Here is an 18,918-nt window from a genome sequence, read left to right on the forward strand (position 1 = left end):
CCGGTCCCCGCTCCGCCGGGGTCTGGCGGAGCGGGGACCGGCCGGGTGGCTGTTCACCCCGCCGGCACTGTCAGGGGGTTACCGTTCCGATCTGGCTCACGGTGTTCTCGGTGAACCAGAGGTTGCCGTCGGAGCCGGTGGCGATCTCCAACGGGCTCGCGCCGGAGGTCGGGATCGACACCTCGGAGATCGTCCCCGTCGTCGTGATCCGCCCGATGTCGTTGCCGACGTTCTCGGTGAACCACAGGGCGCCGTCCGGCCCGGTGGTGATGCCCCACGGGAACGGGAAGAGGACATCGGTGAGGTCATAGCCGGTGAACACGCCCGCGGTGGTGACCTTTCCGATCTGCGCTGCTCCCGCGTCGGTGAACCACAGGGCGTCGTCCGGCCCTGAGGTGATGCCGATGGGCAGCGAGTCCAGTGCGGGAACCGCGTACTCGGTGACCGTGCCGCCGGTGGTGATCCGGCCGATGCCCCCGGTCAGCACTTCGGTGAACCACAGGGCGCCGTCCGACCCGGCGGTGATGCTCAGCGGGTAGGCACCCGAGGTCGGGACCGCGTACTCGGTGACCGTGCCGCCGGTGGTGATCCGGCCGATGTTGTTGGCGCCCGGCTCCGCGAACCACAGGGCGCCGTCCGGCCCGACGGTGATGCCCCACGGGTAGGCGCCCGAGGTCGGGAGCGCGTACTCGGTGAAGGTACCGCCGGTGGTGATCCGGCCGATGTTGTCGGTGTTCGTCTCGGTGAACCACAGGGCGCCGTCCGGCCCGGCGACGATCTCGGCCGGCCCTGCGCCGGCGGTGGGCACCGAGTACTCGGTGAACGTGCCGGTCGTGGTGACGCGCCCCACCTTGTTTGCGGCGTTCTCGGTGAACCACAGGGCGTCGTCCGGCCCCGCGGTGATGCCGACCGGGGCCGAATCGCCGGTGGGGGTCGCCAATTCGGCGACGGTAGAGGTCAGTCGGGGCTGTGACGCCCTCGGTCGGTCGTGCTTCCCGAGGCAGCTCACGAGCCCCGCCGGCCCCCGGTGCCGGAGGCAGGACTTCACCCACGGGTGCACGGGTCTGGGATTCTGCGGGGAGTCACCGAAGGCGACGCTGCCGGGCGCGCCGACAGCGGCCGTCAAGGCCAGGACGGCGAGCGCACGATAGAGCCGCCTGAGGCGGCCGGGACGGTGGGACATGGGACACCTTTCCGAAGGACACCGCGGAGCCGGAGCGCCGGCATGACACGCATCACCGGCGACGGGCTTGTAGGGAGAGGCGGCGCAGCCGCCCGATACCGCAACACGCGGCTCAGGCCGATATCGCTTTCGCGGGAGCGCTGCACACGTACAATCCCCACTGAGTCGACGTCAAAAACAGTGATTGGAGTGAAATCTCCTCGGACTTCCTTCGGGACTCCGGTAGATCGCCTCTCGTATGACTGTATTTCGCAAGCCCTTCTGACGGTCGATGATGCGTTCGCTTCCCGGTCCCATCCGAACGAGGCCCTCTCGTGGCCGCGTTCGACCGAACGAGGGAACGACGTTTGGCCGTCGTGCGTGTGCGGATAATCATATGAGTCGCTACTGGGGCGGCACTCGTATCGCTGCCGTTCCAGGCCTGGACGACGAAGGAGAGCCCATGCGTATCCGATATTCCGTGGCCGCCGGAGCCGCGATAGTTGTCGCCGTCGCTGGAATAGCCAGCGCCGCGCCCGGAGACACGACGGTCACGTTCTCTGTCTCGGGTGGTTCTTTGGCGATCTCCGTCCCCGGCTCGGCGGGCTTGGGGAGCGGGCTGCCCGGAAGCTCCGTCAGCGGACAACTGGGCAATGTCACTGCCACCGACACCCGAGCCCTGCTCACGGCCTCCTGGACCGCGTCCGCGATCTCCAGCAGCTTCACGACCGGCGGGGGCTCACCCGCGGAGACGATCCCGGCCACTGCGGTCTCCTACTGGTCGGGAACCGCGAGCGCCACCTCCGGCCTGGGCGTCTTCACGCCCGGTCAGGCCACGGCGGGCCAGGCCCAGACCCTCGACAGCAGCCACACCGCCTACGGCCTCGCCGGGGGCACCGGCAACAACTCCGCGACCTGGAACCCCACCCTCATCGTCGCGGTCCCGGCCAGCGCGGTGAACGGCGTCTACACCGGAACGGTGACACATTCGATCCTCTAGCCCGGCCCGCCTGCTGTGCACGGCCGCAGCGGTGCTCGCATTGGCCTACGGCCCGAGCGCCGCTGCGGCCGGCGCACGGGGCGATACGCCGCCTTCCGCCGCCGAGAACAGCATCGGCCTCAAACTGCTCGACGCGCCCCGGGACCGTGAACCCGACCCGCGCGCACACTTGTACATCGTGGACCACCTCGCGCCCGGCAGCGTCATCCACCGCCGGGTGCAGGTGACGAACACCTCCGATGTCGACCAGCGCGTCGACCTCTACGCGGGCGCGGCCTCGATCGACGGAGGCACCTTCGCCGCCGAGGCCGACCGCACTCCGAACGAGCTCACGACCTGGGTCTCGGTGGACGACTGCACCTCGGAGTCGGACGTGGCCGCCGGGGCGACGGACTGCGGCACACCGGAGACGGCAGGGACCGCCCGGCCGTCCGCACCGCCGTCCGCCGTGCGCGACGTCCCGGCGCACAGCACGGTCACGGTCCGGGTCAGCGTCCGGGTGCCGTCGAAGGCGTCCGCCGGCGAGCGGTACGCGGTTTTCTGGGCGCAGGTCGCGGGCCGTGCCGGCCCGGCTGGGAACGTCCGCCTGGTCAACCGCGTGGGAGTCCGGATCTACCTCGATGTCGGTCCCGGAGGCGAGCCGCCGTCCGACTTCCAGATCGAGGGACTGACTCCCGCGCGCGCGCCCGACGGCGTCCCGAAGGTGGTGGCCAAGGTCCACAACACCGGCAAGCGCGCCCTCGACCTGACCGGATCCATGTCGATGACCGACGGGCCGGGATCGCTCAGCGCCGGTCCCTTCACGGCGGACCTCGGCACCACACTGGGCGTTGGCGACACCGAGCCTGTCACCGTCCTCCTGGACAGGAAGCTTCCCGACGGCCCCTGGAAGGTCCGCCTCACACTGGCCAGCGGTCTGGTCCAACACACCGTCACGGCCACCGTGACCTTCCCCAGCGGCTCCCAGGCCGGCGCGTCGGTCACTCCGGACGCGGCGGACTCCGCTTCGATGATGCCGGGCATCACCGTGGGCGTGTCAGCCGTCGTCCTGCTGGTCGCCTGCGGCTACGGGGTGGTGCGCCGCAGACCGGCGGGCTGAACCCGGCCCGCGCCGGTATGCGCGTTCGTCGGCGGGGGCGCCATCAGGCGACGGAGTGGGTCACGGTCCCCGTGTAGGTGCCGGCCACCGCGGCGGCGGGGATCGTGATCACCGCCGTGGGGCTCCAACTCGTGGAGTTGCTCCCGTTGCCGGTGCAGCCGAAGGCGGTTCTCGAACTGCCGAGCGTCTGTTTGGCCGAGGCATCGGCCTGGCCCGGCGTGACCGTCACGGTGCCGTTCGTGTTCGTCGCGGGCCCGGACCAGTAGGAGACGTTCGAGGTGGTGATCGTCTCGGCGGACGTGGCGCCGCCGGTGTGGAAGTTCGTGGCCGACACCGTCGCCGTCCACGTGGTGGTGGCCAGTCCTCGCTGGTCCGCGACGGTCACCGAGCCGAGGGCCGCGCTGACGGTGCCACCGGGCGCCGCGCTGCCGAGGGACGCTGCGGACGGCACGCTGATCGACAACGTGCCCGTGGTCGGAATGATGGCGAGCTGGGAGCTGTTGCTGCCACTGGTCTCGACGGTGTCCACGACCGCGCGGGTGAAGCTGGCCTTGCCTCCGGATGTGGCCGCCAGCTTCCCCGAGGCGAGGTAGACCGCGCCGCCGCCGGTGATCCACGTGCCGTTTCCGGAGACCGTGACGGCCGCGGTGTTGTTGCGGTCGGCGATGACCGTCAGACCGGCGAAGGCCCCCGTGGCCGGTGCGCTGAGGGTGGACTTGCCTCCGGTCTGGTCGGTGAAGGACGCCCCGCTGGTGGGCACCGCGCACGCCACCGGGTAGGTCAGGCAGGCGAGGTAGATCGTCACCCCGGTGCCGACCAGCTTCCCGCCGGAGATCGTCAGGCCGGTGGTGACGACATACGTGCCGGGATTGAGCGTGAGCGTGCCGGCCAGGGACGAGATGCTGGTGTACACCCCGGGGCTGATCGTCTGGTTCCCGGTGACATGGTTGACGACGGGATACGGCAGGCTCGGTGTCGTGGGACAGGCCGCCGCGGCCGGGCACTGGGCCAGGGCGGCGTACGGGTCGGTGACGGCGGGCTGGTTGGTCGGGGCCGGGCTGTACGAGCCGCCGGCCGACGTGGCGAAGCCGGCCGGTGCAGCCGGGCCGCCGATAGTGCCCCCGGTCGCGGTGACCGAGGTGCTGCCGCTGACGAGCGCGGCCTGACTGTTCGTCGAGTTGACCAGAATACTGCCGGTGACCTGCACGCTGCCGGGGTGGACGTACAGGGCGTCCGCGGCGCTCGGGTTGAGGACGCACAGACTCGCCGTACACGCCGTCGCGGCCCGGGCGGTGCCGGACGGGCCGATGACGACCAAGGTCAGCGTGGACGTGAGGGCAAGGAGCATGACACAGACCGCGTGTGGCAGGCGGCGCCGCCTGCGGGTGCGGATATGTCCGCTCGCGACCGGACGGCCGGCACCCGGGGCCTGGAGTACGCCGGGACGCCATACCGGCGCACCGGCCGGCCCCTGACTGCTGCCCACCGGCCGGTCAGCGCCCAGCCGGGCGATACCTGAGCGTTTAGCGGCGAGTCGTGCCGTCACGTCCACGATCCTCAACATGGCTCAAAACGTATCAAATACGCCATATTGGACGCTGGTTTCTGTACGAGTGATGCCAGTTCAGCGTGTCGGGATCCTGGCCGCCGGATTGCCCCGCCCCGAACGCCGCCGTCCTCATGCGCTCGGCAGGCCCTGCAGGAACAGGTCGACGGAGCCGTCCGCACGTCGACCGGGACCGGCTCCGCCGTGGCGCAGACCGCCGTTCACCGGCCGTCCCACGCGGAGGGGCTCGGGCCGGGCCGGCCGGTGAAGGCGGTCTGCCGAGGGGGCTGTGCGGTGCGGCCGGTCGCGATGACCGGGCTCTCGGTGCAGTGAGCATGACCGAGGCGTTGTCGAGGATGAGAATGCCGCCGTTCCGGACGCCGCCGCATGTGGCGGCGGCGGCGTTGCTGCGGATGGACGAGCCGGTGACGGTCACTGTGCCGGCGTCGACCCGCCTGCCCTCCGGCCTCGGACCGCTGTCCCCGATCGGAGCCCAGGGCCGTGGCCAGGGCGGCGGTCTGCCGGCCGAGGACGCGACGGCGACGGCCGGTCAGACATCACCCGGCCGAGCCGGCCCGCTCGAACCGGTGCTCACCGTGATCCGATGGAACAACGGAGGGCGGCCCACCCGGCGAGCCGGCCCTGCGGGCCCAGCGCCAGGACGGCGGCACCGGTGTTCTCACCGAGGCCAGCCGACCTTCAGGTCGCCGATCACGCCGATCCGGATGCCCAGCCACGGGTAGGTGTGGTTGTAGAACACGTTGTCCTGCGGTTGCAGTCCGACCGCCGAGGGCCACATCTGGTAGGCCGACGCATTGGAGATGCCGCCGTGCAACCGCCGCCAGACCCGCACGGAGTTCCGTCCGGACGGGGGCGCTGTGATCGTGTCGGTCCATTCGACCGCGTTGCCACCCTGGTCCAGAGTGCCCCACGGCGAGGTGCTCCTCGTCCGGCCGACCGTGCTGAGGCTGCCCTGGTAGAGGGCGGCGTAGGCCAGGGGGTCCAGCCCGATCGGGTTGACGGTGGAACATGTCTCGGACGGCACCTGGCCCGGGCACCAGCTCGGTGCGGGCTGGCCGGGGGCGTGGTACGAGGCCAGTGGTTGGTTCGTCACGTTGGTGACGTCGCCGGTGGTGGGGTTGAGGACGGTGGGGTGAGGGGCGGTCGCGTCACCGTCGCCGAAGACTCCTGCGTTGGTCGGGTACTTCCAGTAGGAGTAGGTGCCGCCGCCGCTCGGGTCGTAGTAGGCCGCCTTGATCCACTCGTCCTGGCTCGGTACGACGAAGCCGGAATCACGGGATCGGGTCGCCTCCGGGCGACCGAGGTCGTACATCCCGCTCTCGGTTCGCGCCGACAGTTCGACCTGGTAGCTGACGTAGCCGAAGCTGCCGTCGCTGCCGGCCTTCTTGGAGATCAGCCGACCGTTGTAGAGCGAGTTGGCGAAGCGCGCCGCCCTCAGGAAGTTCGCGAATCCGTACGGCTTGTCCGCCCATTCCGCATACGCCACCGAGTAGTGGCGGCCGCGGGGGGCCGCGGGGGAGAAGTTGATCTGGCCGTACTTCGGCCACGCCGACGAGCTCTCGGTCTCGTCGTAGAGACCACGGGAATCGCGGCCTCTCGGATCGACCGTGTTCAGGAACGCCACCCACTGTTCGACGGTGACCTCGAGCTGCCCGATCTCGTAGGGGTAGCCGACGCCGCCGACCATCAGACAGTCGCCGGAGGTCTTGGGGGCGTCGGCGCACGACTGGTAGACGGCGTCCGTGAACGGGACGACACCCACCGCGGGATTCCCGGGCGCGCCGACCTTGGCGGTCGTCACGGTGATGACCTCGCCTCCGCCGGAGGGGCTGCTCCCGGGAGAGAGCGCCTCGGCGGCGGCACTGGAGCCGACCATGGCAGACGAGGCGAGCAGCGCGGACGTCCCGCACATCGCCACAAGGGCCCTGCTGAGGCGGGAACGACTGGAAGCGAACTGCATGGGCACACCCTTTTCGGCCGTGGTGGCCCGCCCCAAGACCGGGAGTGACGCGGAGCGGCCCAAGATCACACCTAGTGACCCCACGGTAGTCCGGCCGCTACTTTCCGCAGTCGATGACTCGCGGAGACGAAGGAGGCGCGTTAGCCCGCCCTGCCGCGTTGAGCAGATGCGCCCCGGCATTCAGGTGATCAGCCGCGAACGGTGGTCGCGGGCCGAGAACCGCGGCCGCAGCCACAGCCACGAGGACAGGGCCGTCGGTCACGCCAGATGCGTTGCAGTACTAGGCCAGCCGGAGGCCTCCGGTGCGCTGGGCGCGCGCCTCGCCGAGGCGCAGGGCCAGCACCGCGCCCGCCGTCAGCAGCGCGCAGAGCGCCGCCAGCCAGGCCAGGCCCGGCGCCAGCTCGCCGAGCCCCTCGCCCTCCAACAGGGCGCCGCGGACCACGGCCAGGCTGCCGGTCAGCGGCAGCGCCGCACCGAGCACCCGCAGCACGCCGGGCAGGGCGAAGGCGGGCAGCCGGACGCCGGCGACGAACCACATCGGGTCGTCCAGCACGGTGTAGACGAACGCGGAGTCCCGGGAGAACACCATCAGGCTGTTGAGCAGCGCGCCCCAGGCCACCGCGGGCAGCAGCAGGGCCAGCAGCACCACCGGGTACATCCACGGCCCGGCGACGTCCAGCGCGCCGAAGCCGAACGCGGCGGCACCCAGGAAGCAGGTCAGCAGCCAGGCGTTCTGCACCAGCGCGCCGGCGCCGTTGGCCAGCATCAGGACCAGCCGGTCGGCGGGCGAGAGGAAGAGCAGCTCCAGGGTGCCGGTGGTGCGCTCGTAGGCGAAGTTCCAGGCGGACTGGACGAGCGAGAAGAAGAACGCCCAGGCCAGCGCACCGGTGGCGAGGAAGCCGAGCAGCCGGCCCGGGTCGGCGGCGAGCGGCCACCGGGCGGCGGCGGCCGACCCGGCCGCGATCGGGTGCAGCGTGTAGTAGGTGGCGGCGAGCTGGAGCAGCGGCCAGACCAGCATCGACGCGACCACGAGCGGCTGGCCGAACATCGTGCGGTGCTGCTTCAGCGCCTCGGCGGCGAACACCTTGCCGGCGTGCCGCAGGGCGCGGCCCCCGTCCCGGCTCCCGGGCCGCGGCCGGGGGCGGCGGGTGGCGCCGGGGCGCGGCGGCGGAAGGGTGCGGCCGGCGGCGTGGGGCGGCCGCAGGCTCCGGTCGGCCAGGCCGAGCAGCTGCGCCTCGGTGGACGGCAGGCGGGTCACGCGGCCACCGCTGACCGGGGGTGCGCGGGGGCCGGCGCCGCCCCGGTGAGCGCGAGGACGGCGTCCTCCAGGCTGGCCTCGGTGACCTCCAGGCCGCCGATCGCCCCTCCGGCGGCGACGATCGCCCCGGCCAGCGGCCCGGCCACGTCCTCCGGGTGGCGGACGGTGACCAGCAGGGCGCCCTCCCCCGTGGTCTCCAGCTGCGCGCGGACGCCCAGGCCGGCCGTGAAGCCGGCGACCGCGGACTCCAGCGCGGGCGAGGGGTTGGTGACGGTGACCCGGACGCTGCGGTGACTGCCGGTCGCCGCCTTGAGCTCCGCCGGGCTGCCGGCCGCGAGGTGGCGGCCGCCGGAGATCACGTAGACGTGCTCGCAGAGCTCCTCGACCTCGGTCAGGTAGTGCGAGGTGAGCAGCACGCCCCGGCCCTCGGCGGCGAGGGCGGCGACCATCCGGCGCAGGTCGCGGGCGATCGAGAGCCGCTGCGTCATGCCGCGCGAGTACCGCTCGACCGGGGTGTCGGCGGCGCCGGTGAGGCCGACCAGCTCCAGCAGCTCACCGATCCGGGGGCGCAGCACGGGGTTGGGGACGTCGTAGAGGTGGCCGAAGTAGCGGAGGTTCTCGGCGCCGGTGAGCTTGGCGTAGACCATCCGCTCGCCGCCGGCGATCAGATTGATCCGGCGCCGGGCCTCACGGGCGTACCCGACCACGTCCAGGCCGTCCAGGGTGACGGTGCCGGAGGTGGGCCGGAGCAGGGTGGCGAGGATCTTGATGGTGGAGGTCTTGCCGGCGCCGTTCAGGCCGAGCAGGCCGGTGACCCGGCCGGGCGGGATCTCCAGGTCGAGGCCGTCCACGGCGGTCTTCACGGTGCGCGGGCCGAACAGGCCCTTGTCCCGGGTGCGGAAGGTCTTGCGCAGGGCGCGGGTGCGGATCACGTCAGCGGCTCCTCGAAGTCGGCGGCGGGGTGCGGGTGCGGTCGGCGGTGCGGTCGGCAGTCGGGCGCGGCCGGCGGTGCGGTGCGGTCCCGCGGTGGGTCGTCCAGTTCAGGGATCAGAAGCCCCGTTCGACGGCGCGGCGTTCGGCGGCGGGCAGCAGCCGCAGGCCGAGCAGCAGGCAGCCGGCGCTGAGGGCGAGGCAGGTGACGAGCCGCGGGAGCAGGTCGCTGAACGGCCGCCCCTGGCCGAGCGCGTCGCGCAGGACGTCCATGGCCGGGGTGACGGGCAGCAGTTCGGCCAGCCACTGGGCGGGCGCCGGCAGGTAGCTGTTGGGGAAGGTGATGCCGCAGAGCAGCGAGACGGCGAGGAAGACGGTGTTCTGCGAGATGTGCGCCTCGCCCGCGAACTCCAGCACGAGCTGGGCATCTCCCGGAAGGTCCTCACCGAACGGCTCGGCCACCTCACCGAGGCCGGCGTCCTGGAACGGGTGCCCTACCAGAGCGGGCCGGTCCGGTACGAGTACCGGCTCACCGAGTCCGGACGCGGGCTGCTGCCGGTGCTGGTGGCGATGCAGGACTGGGCCGACCGCTGGCTGCTCGGCGACGGCACGCTCTCCGGCTCGGCCGCACCCGACAGCGCCGAGACCGCCCGCCTCGCCGCGCTGCCCGGCACCCGGCTGCCGGAGCTCACCCTGCCCGCGCACACCGGCGGCGAGCTGGACCCGGTCGACCCGGCGGCCGGCGCCACCGTGCTGTTCTGCTACCCCGCCACCGGGCGGCCCGCGCCGCTGCCGGCCGACTGGGGGGACATCCCCGGCGCGGTCGGCTGCACGCTGGAGAACCGGCTGTTCCGCGAGGCGTACCCCGAGTTCCGCGCGGCCGGCCTGGCACTGCGCGGGGTCTCCATCCAACGGCCGGACGAGCAGAGGGAGTTCGCCGAGGCCGAGGCCATCCCGTTCCCGCTCCTCTCCGACCTCGACGTCCGGCTGACGGCCGCACTGCGACTGCCCACCTTCCACGTCGGCCAGGGCCTGCGGCTGAAGCGGGCGGTGCTGGTGCTGGACCGCGAACGGGTGGTGCGCCGGACGTTCTTCCCGGTCACCGACATCCCGGGCGCCGTCCGGCAGGCACTCGCGGACGCCCGCGAGGTGGCCCTCCGCGCGCCGGGCCTGCCGGGTTAGGGTGGCCGGTGTGCTCGATCAGGTGACAGCAGTGCGCTACGTCGACCCGCTGCGGGCCGGCGGTTCCGTCCCCGGCGTCGTGGAGACCGACGACCTGGGCACGTACGTGGTCAAGTTCACCGGCGCCGCCCAGGGGCGCAAGGCCCTGGTGGCCGAGGTGATCGTCGGCGAACTGGCCCGGCGGCTCGGCCTGCCGGTGCCGGAACTGCGGCTGGTCGACTTCGACCCGGCGGTCGCCGAGGGCGAGCCGGACGCCGAGATCCAGGACATCCTCAGGGCCAGCGGAGGGCTCAACCTCGGGATGGACCTGCTGCCCGGCGCCCGCGACTACCGGCCCGGCATGATCCCGGTCGACCCGGTCCAGGCCGGCCGGGTGGTCTGGCTGGACGCACTCACCGGCAACGTCGACCGCACGGTGCACAACCCCAACCTGATGGTCTGGCACGGGAAGCTCTGGCTGATCGACAACGGCGCCGCGCTGGTCTTCCACCACCGCTGGTCCGCCGCCGGCTCCGCCGTCGCCAAGCGGTACGACCTCAGCGCCCACGCCCTCGGCGGCTGCGCCCCCGACGTCGCGCAGGCCGACGCCGAGCTCGGGCCGCTGGTCACCCCCGGGCTACTGGAGGAGGTGCTGGCGCTCGTCCCGGACGAGTGGCTGGCCGACGAGCCCGGCTTCGACTCGGTGGACGCGCTGCGGAACGCGTACGTCACGCACCTGGCCGCGCGCGTGGTGCTCTCCGCGCAGTGGCTGCCGGACGGGTTCCCCACCCCCGAACAGCTGCGCGAGGCCGAGCTCCGGCGGGCCGAGCGGACCAGGGCCGGCCGGCCCGCCTGGCTCCAGGAGGTGCCGGACCTGCACGGCAAGCCGTCGGTCGAGACGGTCTGGGACCACCACTTCGAGTGACGGGCCCGCAGGCCAGGCCCGGCCCGTCGCGGGGCCCCGGGCCGGTGCGGCCCCGCAGGCCCGGTGCGGACCGGTCCGGGCTCAGCCCATCGCCGGGCGGATCCAGGTGAAGTACTCGACCGCCGTGCCGAGGAGCAGGCCGGTGCAGTGCAGCGCGAAGAGCGCGCCCGCGTTGGTCCGGCGCACCGCGGGCACCAGCAGCAGCAGGGCCGGCACCGCCACGCCGAGCAGCGGGCCGAGCGCCAGCATCAGGACCAGGAGCAGCACGTCGGCCGCCGACGAGCCGGCGGCGAGCCCCATGACACCGGCCACCAGGCCGCCGCCGGCCACCATCGTCAGCATCGGCGCCGCGGCGAGCACCTCGGCGGCCCCCACCAGCAGCCACGGCCAGACCCGCTCGCCGCGGTGGGGGGCCGGGGTCTGCTGCCAGCCGGTGAAGGTCTGTGCCATGGGGGTTCCGCTCCTCGAACAGGGGCCTGGTCGCGCTTGCGGATCCATCCTGGCGGCCCGGTCCGGGCGGCCGCCTGAGTACCCGTACTCAAACGACGGTGGGGAGCGGGACCCAAGTCCCGCTCCCCACCGGAGCGTGTGCGTTCAGCCGGTCACCCGGTCAGCGCGTCAGCGCCACCACTGGACCGCCTTCTCAGCGTTGATGATGCCGGCGCCGTAGAAGCCGTTGTCGTTCTCGCCGCCCTCGCAGGTGGCCTTCCACTCACCGGCACCGCCCGGGTTGAACGGGGCCGACGGGCAGGCGTGCGACTCGGCCTGGTTGGTGAGCAGCTCGGTCAGCTCCTCCGGGCTGGCCCACGGGTGGGTGCTGGCGAGCAGCGCGAGCACACCGGCGACGTGCGGCGAGGCCATCGAGGTGCCCTGCATGTAGCCGTAGCCGCCACCGGGGATGGTGGACAGGGTGCGGCCGTTCTTGTCCGGGGTGTCCGGGATCTGGTAGCGGCGGTCGCCACCGGGGGCGGCGACGGTCACCTTGCCCTTGCCGTAGCTGGAGTAGTAGGCCTTGTCACCGTTGACGCCCACCGAGGAGGCGACGACGACGCCGTCCAGCTCGGTCGGCAGGCTCAGGCAGTCGGTGGTGACCGGACGGGTGCCGGGCGTGGTGTCGTCCGGGCTGGTGACGTCGGTGGTCTTGTGGGCGAGGTCGATGTTCTCGTTGCCCGCCGCGGCCACGTTGAGGACGCCCTTGCGCTGCGAGAACTCGACCGCGCGACGGACGGCGGTGGTGATCGCCGCCTGGTCCGCGTCGTTCTGGCAGTTGAACATCCACGGGTCGACGTAGTAGCTGTTGTTGGTCACGTTGAACTTGTGCTCACCGGCCCAGACGAAGCCGCAGATCGCGTACTCCGGGTAGATGAACTGGTTGTCGTCGACGACCCGGACCGCGGCCAGCTTGACGTTCGGGGCGATGCCCTCGATGCCCTTGCCGTTCTTGGCGGCGGCGATGGTGCCGGCCACGTGGGTGCCGTGGTCGCCGTCGACGCCCGGCTGCCAGGCCTTCCAGTCGGTGTTCGGCTTGCCGCCGTCGATGCAGGAGACCGACTGCGAGGCGTCCACGTTGGCCGCGAGGTCCTCGTGGGTGGCGTCGATGCCGGAGTCCAGCACGCCGACGGTGACGTTGCGGCTGCCGAGCGAGATCTTGTGGGCCTTGTCCACGCCGATCTGGCGCATGTCCCACTGGTTGGCCCAGTTGGGCTCCTGGCCGGCGGCGGCGGCAGCGGCGGCAGCGGCGGCGGTCGGCGCGGGGGCGGCCTCGGCCTTCTGGGTGTCGGCGGCGGTGATGCCCTTGGTGCGGCTGGCGCCGACCGACTGGACGCCCTTGGCCTGACGCAGCTTGGCGGCGAACTTGGTGTCGTTCGAGCGGGCGATCACCACGCCGATCTGCTCGTACGAGTACACCACGGAGCCACCGAGGGTCGTGATGGCCTTCTCGACCTTCTGCACCTGGCCGTGGTTGGCCTGGGTGTTGACGACGTAGCTGAGCAGCGGCCCGGTCGTCGGCTCGGCCCCGGTGGCCGCGACGGCGGTACCGGCGGGCAGCGCCAGGGCACCGGCCGTGGCGAGAACGACGCCCACCGCGGCGTACCGGGTCCGGCTGATCCGAGGAACACTCATAGGGGTTGGCCCTCCCGAGTCGACGTGCAGCTGCGGCTGGCAGATGCAGTGGAATGATCGGGACGCTAGTGAACATGCGTTGCAATCCGCAAGAGGTAGTCATCTAATCGACACCGTTCGATCACTTCCGAGTGTTGCCACTCCTCCGTTGTCGACTCATCGTCAATCCATAAAGTGAATATTCGGCCTTCTGCTGATATCCCGTGCCCGGCCGTGGACGATCCACAATTTCCGGAGGGTGGGAGGCGCGGCGCCGCGGCGCCGTGAGGGGACCCGCGCCGAGGTCAGAGCCGGTACAGGCGACGGGCGTTGTCGGCGGCCACCTGCCGGGCGAGGCGCTGGGCGTCGGCCGCCGAACAGGCGCCGTCGGCCCGCCAGCGGTCCAGCAGGGCGCCCAGGCCGTGCCGGAACTGCGCCGCACCGGCCAGGTACAGCTCCGGCAACCCGTAGGCGTCGGTGGAGAAGAGCAGTTTGCCGAACGGCGCCAGCTCCAGCATCTCGCCGAGCACGGCCGCCACCCGGGGGCCGACGTAGGAGGCGGTCAGCCCGAGGTCGGTGTACACCTGCGGGAAGGCCTGGGCCAGCCAGGCCGCCTGCCGGTGGTACGGGTAGCCGTGCAGCAGCACCAGCGGCACGCCGGACGGTTCGGCGGCCCGGACGAAGTCGGTGAACAGCGACGGGTCGGCCCGGTGCAGGGTGAGGTCCGGATCGCCGAAGCCGGTGTGCAGCTGGAGCGGCAGGCCGAGCCCGGCGCAGACGTCCAGGGCCGTCCAGAGCAGGTGGTGCAGCAGCACGGGATCGGTCAGCCGGCCGCGCCCGGCACGCTGCCACCGCCCCGCGGCGGCCGTCACCGCGGCCGTGGAGGGCCGTTCGCCGGGCACCGCCAGTCCGTGCCGGTAGGCCACCACCGACTTGACCGCCACCGCCCCGGTGGCCGCGGCCGCCAGCGCCCCGCGGACGGCGAGCGGCCAGGCTCCGGCGCCCGTCGGCACGGACTCGGCGACGGACTCCAGCCGGACCACCTCGCGCACCCGGGCGCCGGCCGCATCGGCGAACTCGCTGAGCGGCAGCAGCGGACGGCCCGCCGCCTCGGTCAGCCCGGTGTCCACCAGGCAGGTGTCCAGGGCGGCTGCGGCCAGCAGCCGGCGGGTGGCCTCGGGGGCGCCCAGCTCGCGCCGACGGGCCAGGTACTCGGCTGCGGGGGTGTGCGCGGGCAGGCCGAGTGCGGGCGGGCACCAGCGGCGGACGGCCAGGCCGAGCGCGCTGTCGAACGGCGAGGTGCCGGGCGCGGGCGGCCGGTCGGACTCGGTGAGCAGCCCGGTCAGGGCGTCGTCGGACAGGCCGGCCGCCACCACGCTGTGGCAGTGGTGGTCGACCAGGGCCGGGACGTCCAGCGAGGGCACCGCTCAGTACCGCCAGCGGGTGGCCGCGACCAGCTCCTGCGGCGTGGCCGGGGCGCACTGCTCGCTCTCGGCCGTCCGGACGGCCAGCACCGCCTCGTACAGCGGCTCGCCCATCGCCTCGCGGAGCACCGCCGACTTCCGGTACGCCGCGATCGCCTCGGCCGGGCCGGCCGGCAGCCGGGGCACCGTGCCGGGCGCGGCGGCGGCCGGGTCGCCGGTGAACTCCCTTGGCAGTGCGAGTCGTTGGTCCAGCCCGGCGAGTCCGGTGGCGAGCACGGCGCCGACCGCCAGGTACGGGTTGGCGGTTGCGTCGAAGCACTTGATCTCGGCGTTGGCGGCGGTGGACCGCTCCCCGGAGGAGCCGGTGACCAGCCGCAGTGCGGCCTCCCGGTTCTCCAGGCCCCAGCACTGGTAGGCGCCGGCCCAGTGCGAGGGCACCAGCCGCAGGTAGCCGGCCGGGCTGGAGGAGCCGAGCACCAGCAGCTCCGGCAGCGCGCCGAGCACCCCGGCGAGGAAGCCCTCGGCCTCGGCCGTCAGCCCGTGCGGGCCGGAGCCGCCGCGGGCGAGGTTGTGCCCGTCGCGCCAGAGGCTGAGGTGGAGGTGCCCGCCGTTGCCGACCGAGCCGGCCTCGACCACCGGGGCGAAGGAGGCCCGCAGGCCGTGCCGGGCGGAGACCGCCCGGATGGTCTGGCGGACCAGGACGGTGGTGTCGGCGGCCTCGACGGGCCCCTCGGGGGCGACGGAGACCTCGAACTGGCCCGGGGCGTACTCGGGGTGGATCTGCAGCACCGTCAGGCCCTGCTCGGCGAGGGCGCGCAGCACCTCGCGCAGGTAGTCGGAGAGGTCCGTCAGCCGGTGCATGCCGTAGGCGGGGCCCGCGGTCGGGAAGCGGGGCTCCTCCTGCGGCTCCCCGGCGAGCGCCACCACCCACTCGACCTCGATGCCGGCCTTGAGGCTCAGCCCGCGCGCGGCGGCGGCGGCCGTCATCCTGCGGGCGAACAGCCGCTGGCAGCCCGGGTGCGGGGAGCCCGCCTGGGTGTACCGCTCACCGGGTGCCCAGGCCCAGCCGGGCTGGGCGGCCAGCGGGACCAGCCGGTCGAGGTCCGGGTAGAGCCGGAGGTCGCCGGTGGGGCCACCGATCAGGCGGCTGGTGACGACCGTGTCGTCGGCGAGGAAGACGTCGAAGCAGGGCGCCGCGCCGACGCCCCACTGGGCGGCGTGCACCAGGCCGGACAGCGGGACGGCCTTCACCCGCGTGATGCCGGCGTTGTCCACCCAGGTGACGGCCACCGCGTCGACCCCGGCGGGGCCGAGCCGCCCGACCGCCTCCTGCGCCCGCTCGGCGCGCTCGGCGCGCGGCGGCAGGGCGACGGCGCCGAGGGGCCCGCCGGAGGGGACGGCGACCCCGCCGGCCGGCCCGCCCTCGGGCTCGGAGGGGTCGGCGAGGCCGGCTGACGCGACGGTTCCGGTGCTCATGTCTCCATGCTGCCCCGGAGGTTGGGCCCGCGGAACTCCCCTATCGGGTGGTCCGGCCGGACACCCGTCCGCCGGTTCACTCGTCCGGGGCGAACAGGGCCACCAAGTCCCCCGCGGTGAGCCGCTCCAGGGTGTCCGGCGCCGCGTCCAACCCGCCCGGGTAGAGCCGGTAGCAGGCGCCGCCGAGGCCGGCCGGGGCGGGCACGTCGGCGTGCACCAGGGCGGTGAACGCCCGGGCGCCGGTGAGCCGTCCGGCCAGGACGAGGGCGGTGTCGTCGGCCGGGGCGTCCTGGCGGCCGTCGGGCAGGTGCCGGGCGCGCACCCGCTCGGCGAAGTCCGCCACCGGCTCGTCCGCGGCCCGGCGGTAGCTGTCGATCGCCCCGCCGCGGGTACGGACCAGCACCTCGTCGGTCCGGGCGGCCGCGGTCGCGCAGGAGAGGTCCCAGAGCGTGGCGCGGGAGCCCTCGGCGAAGTGCGCCAGCACGTCGGCGGCCAGCGTGCCGATCTGCTCCCGGTGCCGCCGGACGTTGTGGAAGCCCCCGGAGGCGCTGGTGTTGAGGTCGGTCCAGGTGTAGCTGCGCGCCGTCAGGTCGACGATCATCGGCACGCAGACCTTGGCGTCGCCGCCGAGGTCCAGCCGCTGCCGGACGGCCTTCGGGTGGAAGTGGCCCTTGCGGCCGCGCGCGGACGCCTCGTCCAGCTCCATGAAGCCGGCGAAGGCGTCGGACAGCTCCTCGAACGGGATGTCGTTGTAGGCGAAGACGACGACCACCGCGTACCGGTCGCCGCCGGCGGCCAGCGCCGGCAGGTCGAGGTCGACGAACTCGGTGGCGCCGTGCGGCGGCGGGGCCGAGGTGAGGTCGCCGGAGTGCACCGCGGCACGCGGGCCGTGCACCAGGTGGGTGTAGTCGCAGAGTCCGGTGAACTGCCAGTGCTCGTCGTACAGCGCGACCGAGAGGTCGAGGTCGACCCGCTGGTGCGGCTTCTGCATCCAGTGCAGGAAGAGCCGGACCCGGCGGCCGTCCGGCAGCCGCTGGACGCTGCCGCGGGGCACCGCAACCAGCGTCCTGGCGCTGGCCCGCTCGGCGAACGGCACCACCAGGTCGGCCAGGCCCTCGTCCAGCACGGCGAGGTCGAGGCGCCCGTGCCGCCCGGCGCGGCGCAGCAGTTCGGCCTCGATCAGGGTGCAGACGGGTGCACTGAGCGCCACCGGGACCTCGGTGCCCCAGTCGTCGCGGGCGTGCGCCAGCGAGACCCGCCCGCGCGGGAAGTAGAGCCGGCGCTCACCCGTCTCGCGCGGAGCGCGCAGCCGCCCGTACGCGCCGAGCAACGGACCTGGCGCGACCCTGCGCAGCGCGGCCGGGAGCACCCCGGCGAGCTCGGCGGGCAGCGGCTCGCCGGGGTTCCAGGAGGCGTGCACCCGCAGCAGGTGGTGCAGCCGGCGGACCAGCTCGCCCGGACGGCCGGCCAGCAGCCGGACGGCGGCGGGCACGTCGCCGCCGGCCAGGGCCCGCTCGACCTTGGCGGCGAAGGTGGTGACGACCAGTCGGGTGTGGCCGGCCGGGGTCTCGTTCACCCGCAGCGGCGCGGGGGCCTCGCGCAGCCGCGGGCCGAGGCCGTGGAGGTCGAGGTCACTCTGCCGCAGGACGGCGAAGGCGGCCGCCGCGTACGGGAAGCGGTCGCGGTGCTCGTACGGGTGCAGCAGCTCGCCGGCGCGCAGCCAGGCCTGGCGGTGCCGGCCGAGGTCCTCGGCGAGGGTGCCGAGCGGGAACGCGTCGAGGACGGCCAGCAGGTCGCGGCGGAGCGGGCGGGGCAGGTTGCGCAGCCGCAGGCCCCTGGCGGTGGCGGGCAGCAGGTCGGGCTCGGCGCCGGACCAGGCCCAGACCAGCCGGAGCACGTCGGTGGCGGTGGTGAGGTGGTCGGCGAGCAGCGGGCGGACGGCGTCCCGGTCCCGGTGGAGGAGGGCCGCCAGGACGGTGGCGCGGCTCTCCCGGACGGGGATGTCGGCGGGCAGCCAGCCGGCCGGGTCGGCCGGAGCGTGTCGGAGCAGCACCGCGAGGTCCTCGCGGTCCTGCGGGTTCAGCGGGGTGCGGCGTTCCAGCAGCCGGGTCAGCTCGGCGACGGCGACGGCGGCCGGGTCGGCGCCGTCGGCGAGCCGGAGCGGGCGGAGCAGCGCGTCGGCGGCGTGCTCGCGGGCGGCGTTGCGAACGGCCCTGGCGTCCAGCGGGAGGTACGTCTCCTCGTCGATCGGGACGTCGCAGAGCGGGCAGCGCCCGTGGCCGGCCAACTCCTCGTAGCACTCGCCGCAGAGCAGGTGGGCGCAGGGCGCGAGGGCGCCGATGCCGGCCTCGGCGCCGGAGCGGGCGCAGCAGCAGCACGGCTGGTTCGGCTGGTTCAGCAGGAAGGCCCGCACGTGTGCCGAGTAGAGGCTGCGGGCGTGCCGCGGCACGCCGTCGGGGAAGCGCCGGAACAGCGGCTTGTGCCTGCGGTCGGCGCCGAGTGCGGCGTCGACCCGGCGCAGCAGGGCGCCGCCGGTGTCGGCCAGGGCGGCCGGCCGCAGCCGGGCGAGTGCGGCGCGCAGCGGCCCGGTCAGGAGGTACCCGCGCTGGGCGAGGTCGGCCTCCAGGGCCACCAGCCCCTGCGCGCTCCACGGATCCGGCTCCCCCGCGGACGCCCCGCCCTCGACGACGACGGCTCCGTTCCGGCGCAGCAGCAGCGAGTCGAGACCGGTGTCGGGCGTGGCGGCGTTCTGCTTCTTCACTGGTTCTTCCCCCGGCGGATACGACGAAGCGGGGGCGGAGAGTGGGCGCACTCGGGTTCATTTGCAGTGAATGGAGAAGGAAGCACGCCGCG

At 73.5% G+C, this 18,918-nt stretch carries 15 protein-coding genes; 4 read left to right on the forward strand and 11 right to left on the reverse strand.

Translation table 11 applies throughout. From position 1 onward, the window contains the following. Positions 1–70: 70 nt before the first annotated feature. Entirely contained in the window at positions 71–940 is an 870-nt protein-coding gene (locus C2142_RS10720) for a virginiamycin B lyase (RefSeq protein WP_206670976.1), read from the reverse strand. 799 nt (positions 941–1,739) lie between these two features. Here C2142_RS10720 and C2142_RS10725 point away from each other — a divergent pair. Together C2142_RS10725 and C2142_RS10730 are read left to right on the forward strand one after the other, a co-directional pair. Next, complete coding sequence (locus C2142_RS10725; protein ID WP_206670977.1) at positions 1,740–2,162, forward strand: hypothetical protein; 423 nt, start codon at positions 1,740–1,742, stop codon at positions 2,160–2,162. Between the two features lie 178 nt (positions 2,163–2,340). Further along, positions 2,341–3,261 (forward strand): peptidase, encoded by a 921-nt coding sequence (locus tag C2142_RS10730; protein WP_206670978.1) that lies wholly within the window; start codon positions 2,341–2,343, stop codon positions 3,259–3,261. 43 nt (positions 3,262–3,304) lie between these two features. Here the strand turns inward: C2142_RS10730 and C2142_RS10735 are convergent, their stop codons facing one another. From C2142_RS10735 to C2142_RS10755, 5 genes are all read right to left on the reverse strand, one after another. Then, complete coding sequence (locus C2142_RS10735; protein WP_162002452.1) at positions 3,305–4,825, reverse strand: hypothetical protein; 1,521 nt, start codon at positions 4,823–4,825, stop codon at positions 3,305–3,307. Between the two features lie 661 nt (positions 4,826–5,486). Beyond that, positions 5,487–6,788 (reverse strand): hypothetical protein, encoded by a 1,302-nt coding sequence (locus tag C2142_RS10740; RefSeq protein WP_148642428.1) that lies wholly within the window; start codon positions 6,786–6,788, stop codon positions 5,487–5,489. Between the two features lie 280 nt (positions 6,789–7,068). Continuing rightward, positions 7,069–8,046, reverse strand: a complete 978-nt coding sequence (locus tag C2142_RS10745; RefSeq protein WP_241002500.1) for an ABC transporter permease — start codon at positions 8,044–8,046, stop codon at positions 7,069–7,071. Continuing rightward, positions 8,043–8,978: an ABC transporter ATP-binding protein gene (locus tag C2142_RS10750; protein WP_148642429.1), complete on the reverse strand. Its 936-nt coding sequence runs from the start codon at positions 8,976–8,978 to the stop codon at positions 8,043–8,045. Before C2142_RS10750 ends, C2142_RS10745 begins: the two co-directional genes overlap by 4 nt. Before the next feature lie 115 nt (positions 8,979–9,093). Beyond that, a complete protein-coding gene (locus tag C2142_RS10755) occupies positions 9,094–9,393 on the reverse strand; it encodes an ABC transporter permease (protein WP_162600487.1) in 300 nt (99 codons plus the stop codon). Between C2142_RS10755 and C2142_RS10760 the strand changes: the two genes are divergently transcribed. Further along, the gene (locus C2142_RS10760) at positions 9,367–10,158 is read left to right on the forward strand and encodes a winged helix-turn-helix transcriptional regulator (RefSeq protein ID WP_241002501.1); all 792 of its coding nucleotides are present in this window, start codon (positions 9,367–9,369) and stop codon (positions 10,156–10,158) included. The genes C2142_RS10755 and C2142_RS10760 overlap by 27 nt on opposite strands. A gap of 10 nt (positions 10,159–10,168) precedes the next feature. Then, positions 10,169–11,062, forward strand: coding sequence for a HipA family kinase (locus tag C2142_RS10765; RefSeq protein ID WP_148642430.1), 894 nt, complete (start codon positions 10,169–10,171; stop codon positions 11,060–11,062). 81 nt (positions 11,063–11,143) lie between these two features. Here C2142_RS10765 and C2142_RS10770 read toward each other — a convergent pair whose 3' ends face one another. The 5 genes from C2142_RS10770 to C2142_RS10790 all read right to left on the reverse strand — a co-directional run bounded on the left by C2142_RS10770 (position 11,144) and on the right by C2142_RS10790 (position 18,826). Continuing rightward, positions 11,144–11,512 carry a hypothetical protein gene (locus tag C2142_RS10770; RefSeq protein ID WP_148642431.1) on the reverse strand — a complete coding sequence of 123 codons (369 nt, stop codon included), beginning with the start codon at positions 11,510–11,512 and terminating at the stop codon, positions 11,144–11,146. Between the two features lie 168 nt (positions 11,513–11,680). Beyond that, complete coding sequence (locus C2142_RS10775; protein ID WP_148642432.1) at positions 11,681–13,186, reverse strand: S8 family serine peptidase; 1,506 nt, start codon at positions 13,184–13,186, stop codon at positions 11,681–11,683. A 284-nt stretch (positions 13,187–13,470) separates the two neighbouring features. Then, positions 13,471–14,589 carry an amidohydrolase family protein gene (locus C2142_RS10780; RefSeq protein WP_346766374.1) on the reverse strand — a complete coding sequence of 373 codons (1,119 nt, stop codon included), beginning with the start codon at positions 14,587–14,589 and terminating at the stop codon, positions 13,471–13,473. Between the two features lie 3 nt (positions 14,590–14,592). Then, on the reverse strand, positions 14,593–16,065 hold the full coding sequence (locus tag C2142_RS10785) for a glutamine synthetase family protein (protein ID WP_148642433.1): 1,473 nt from the start codon (positions 16,063–16,065) through the stop codon (positions 14,593–14,595). Positions 16,066–16,141: 76 nt separating this feature from the next. Beyond that, on the reverse strand, positions 16,142–18,826 hold the full coding sequence (locus C2142_RS10790) for an MXAN_6230/SCO0854 family RING domain-containing protein (RefSeq protein ID WP_148642434.1): 2,685 nt from the start codon (positions 18,824–18,826) through the stop codon (positions 16,142–16,144). Positions 18,827–18,918: the final 92 nt, after the last annotated feature.

The sequence above is a fragment of the Streptomyces sp. CB01881 genome (assembly GCF_002953255.1).
Classification (GTDB): domain Bacteria; phylum Actinomycetota; class Actinomycetes; order Streptomycetales; family Streptomycetaceae; genus Kitasatospora.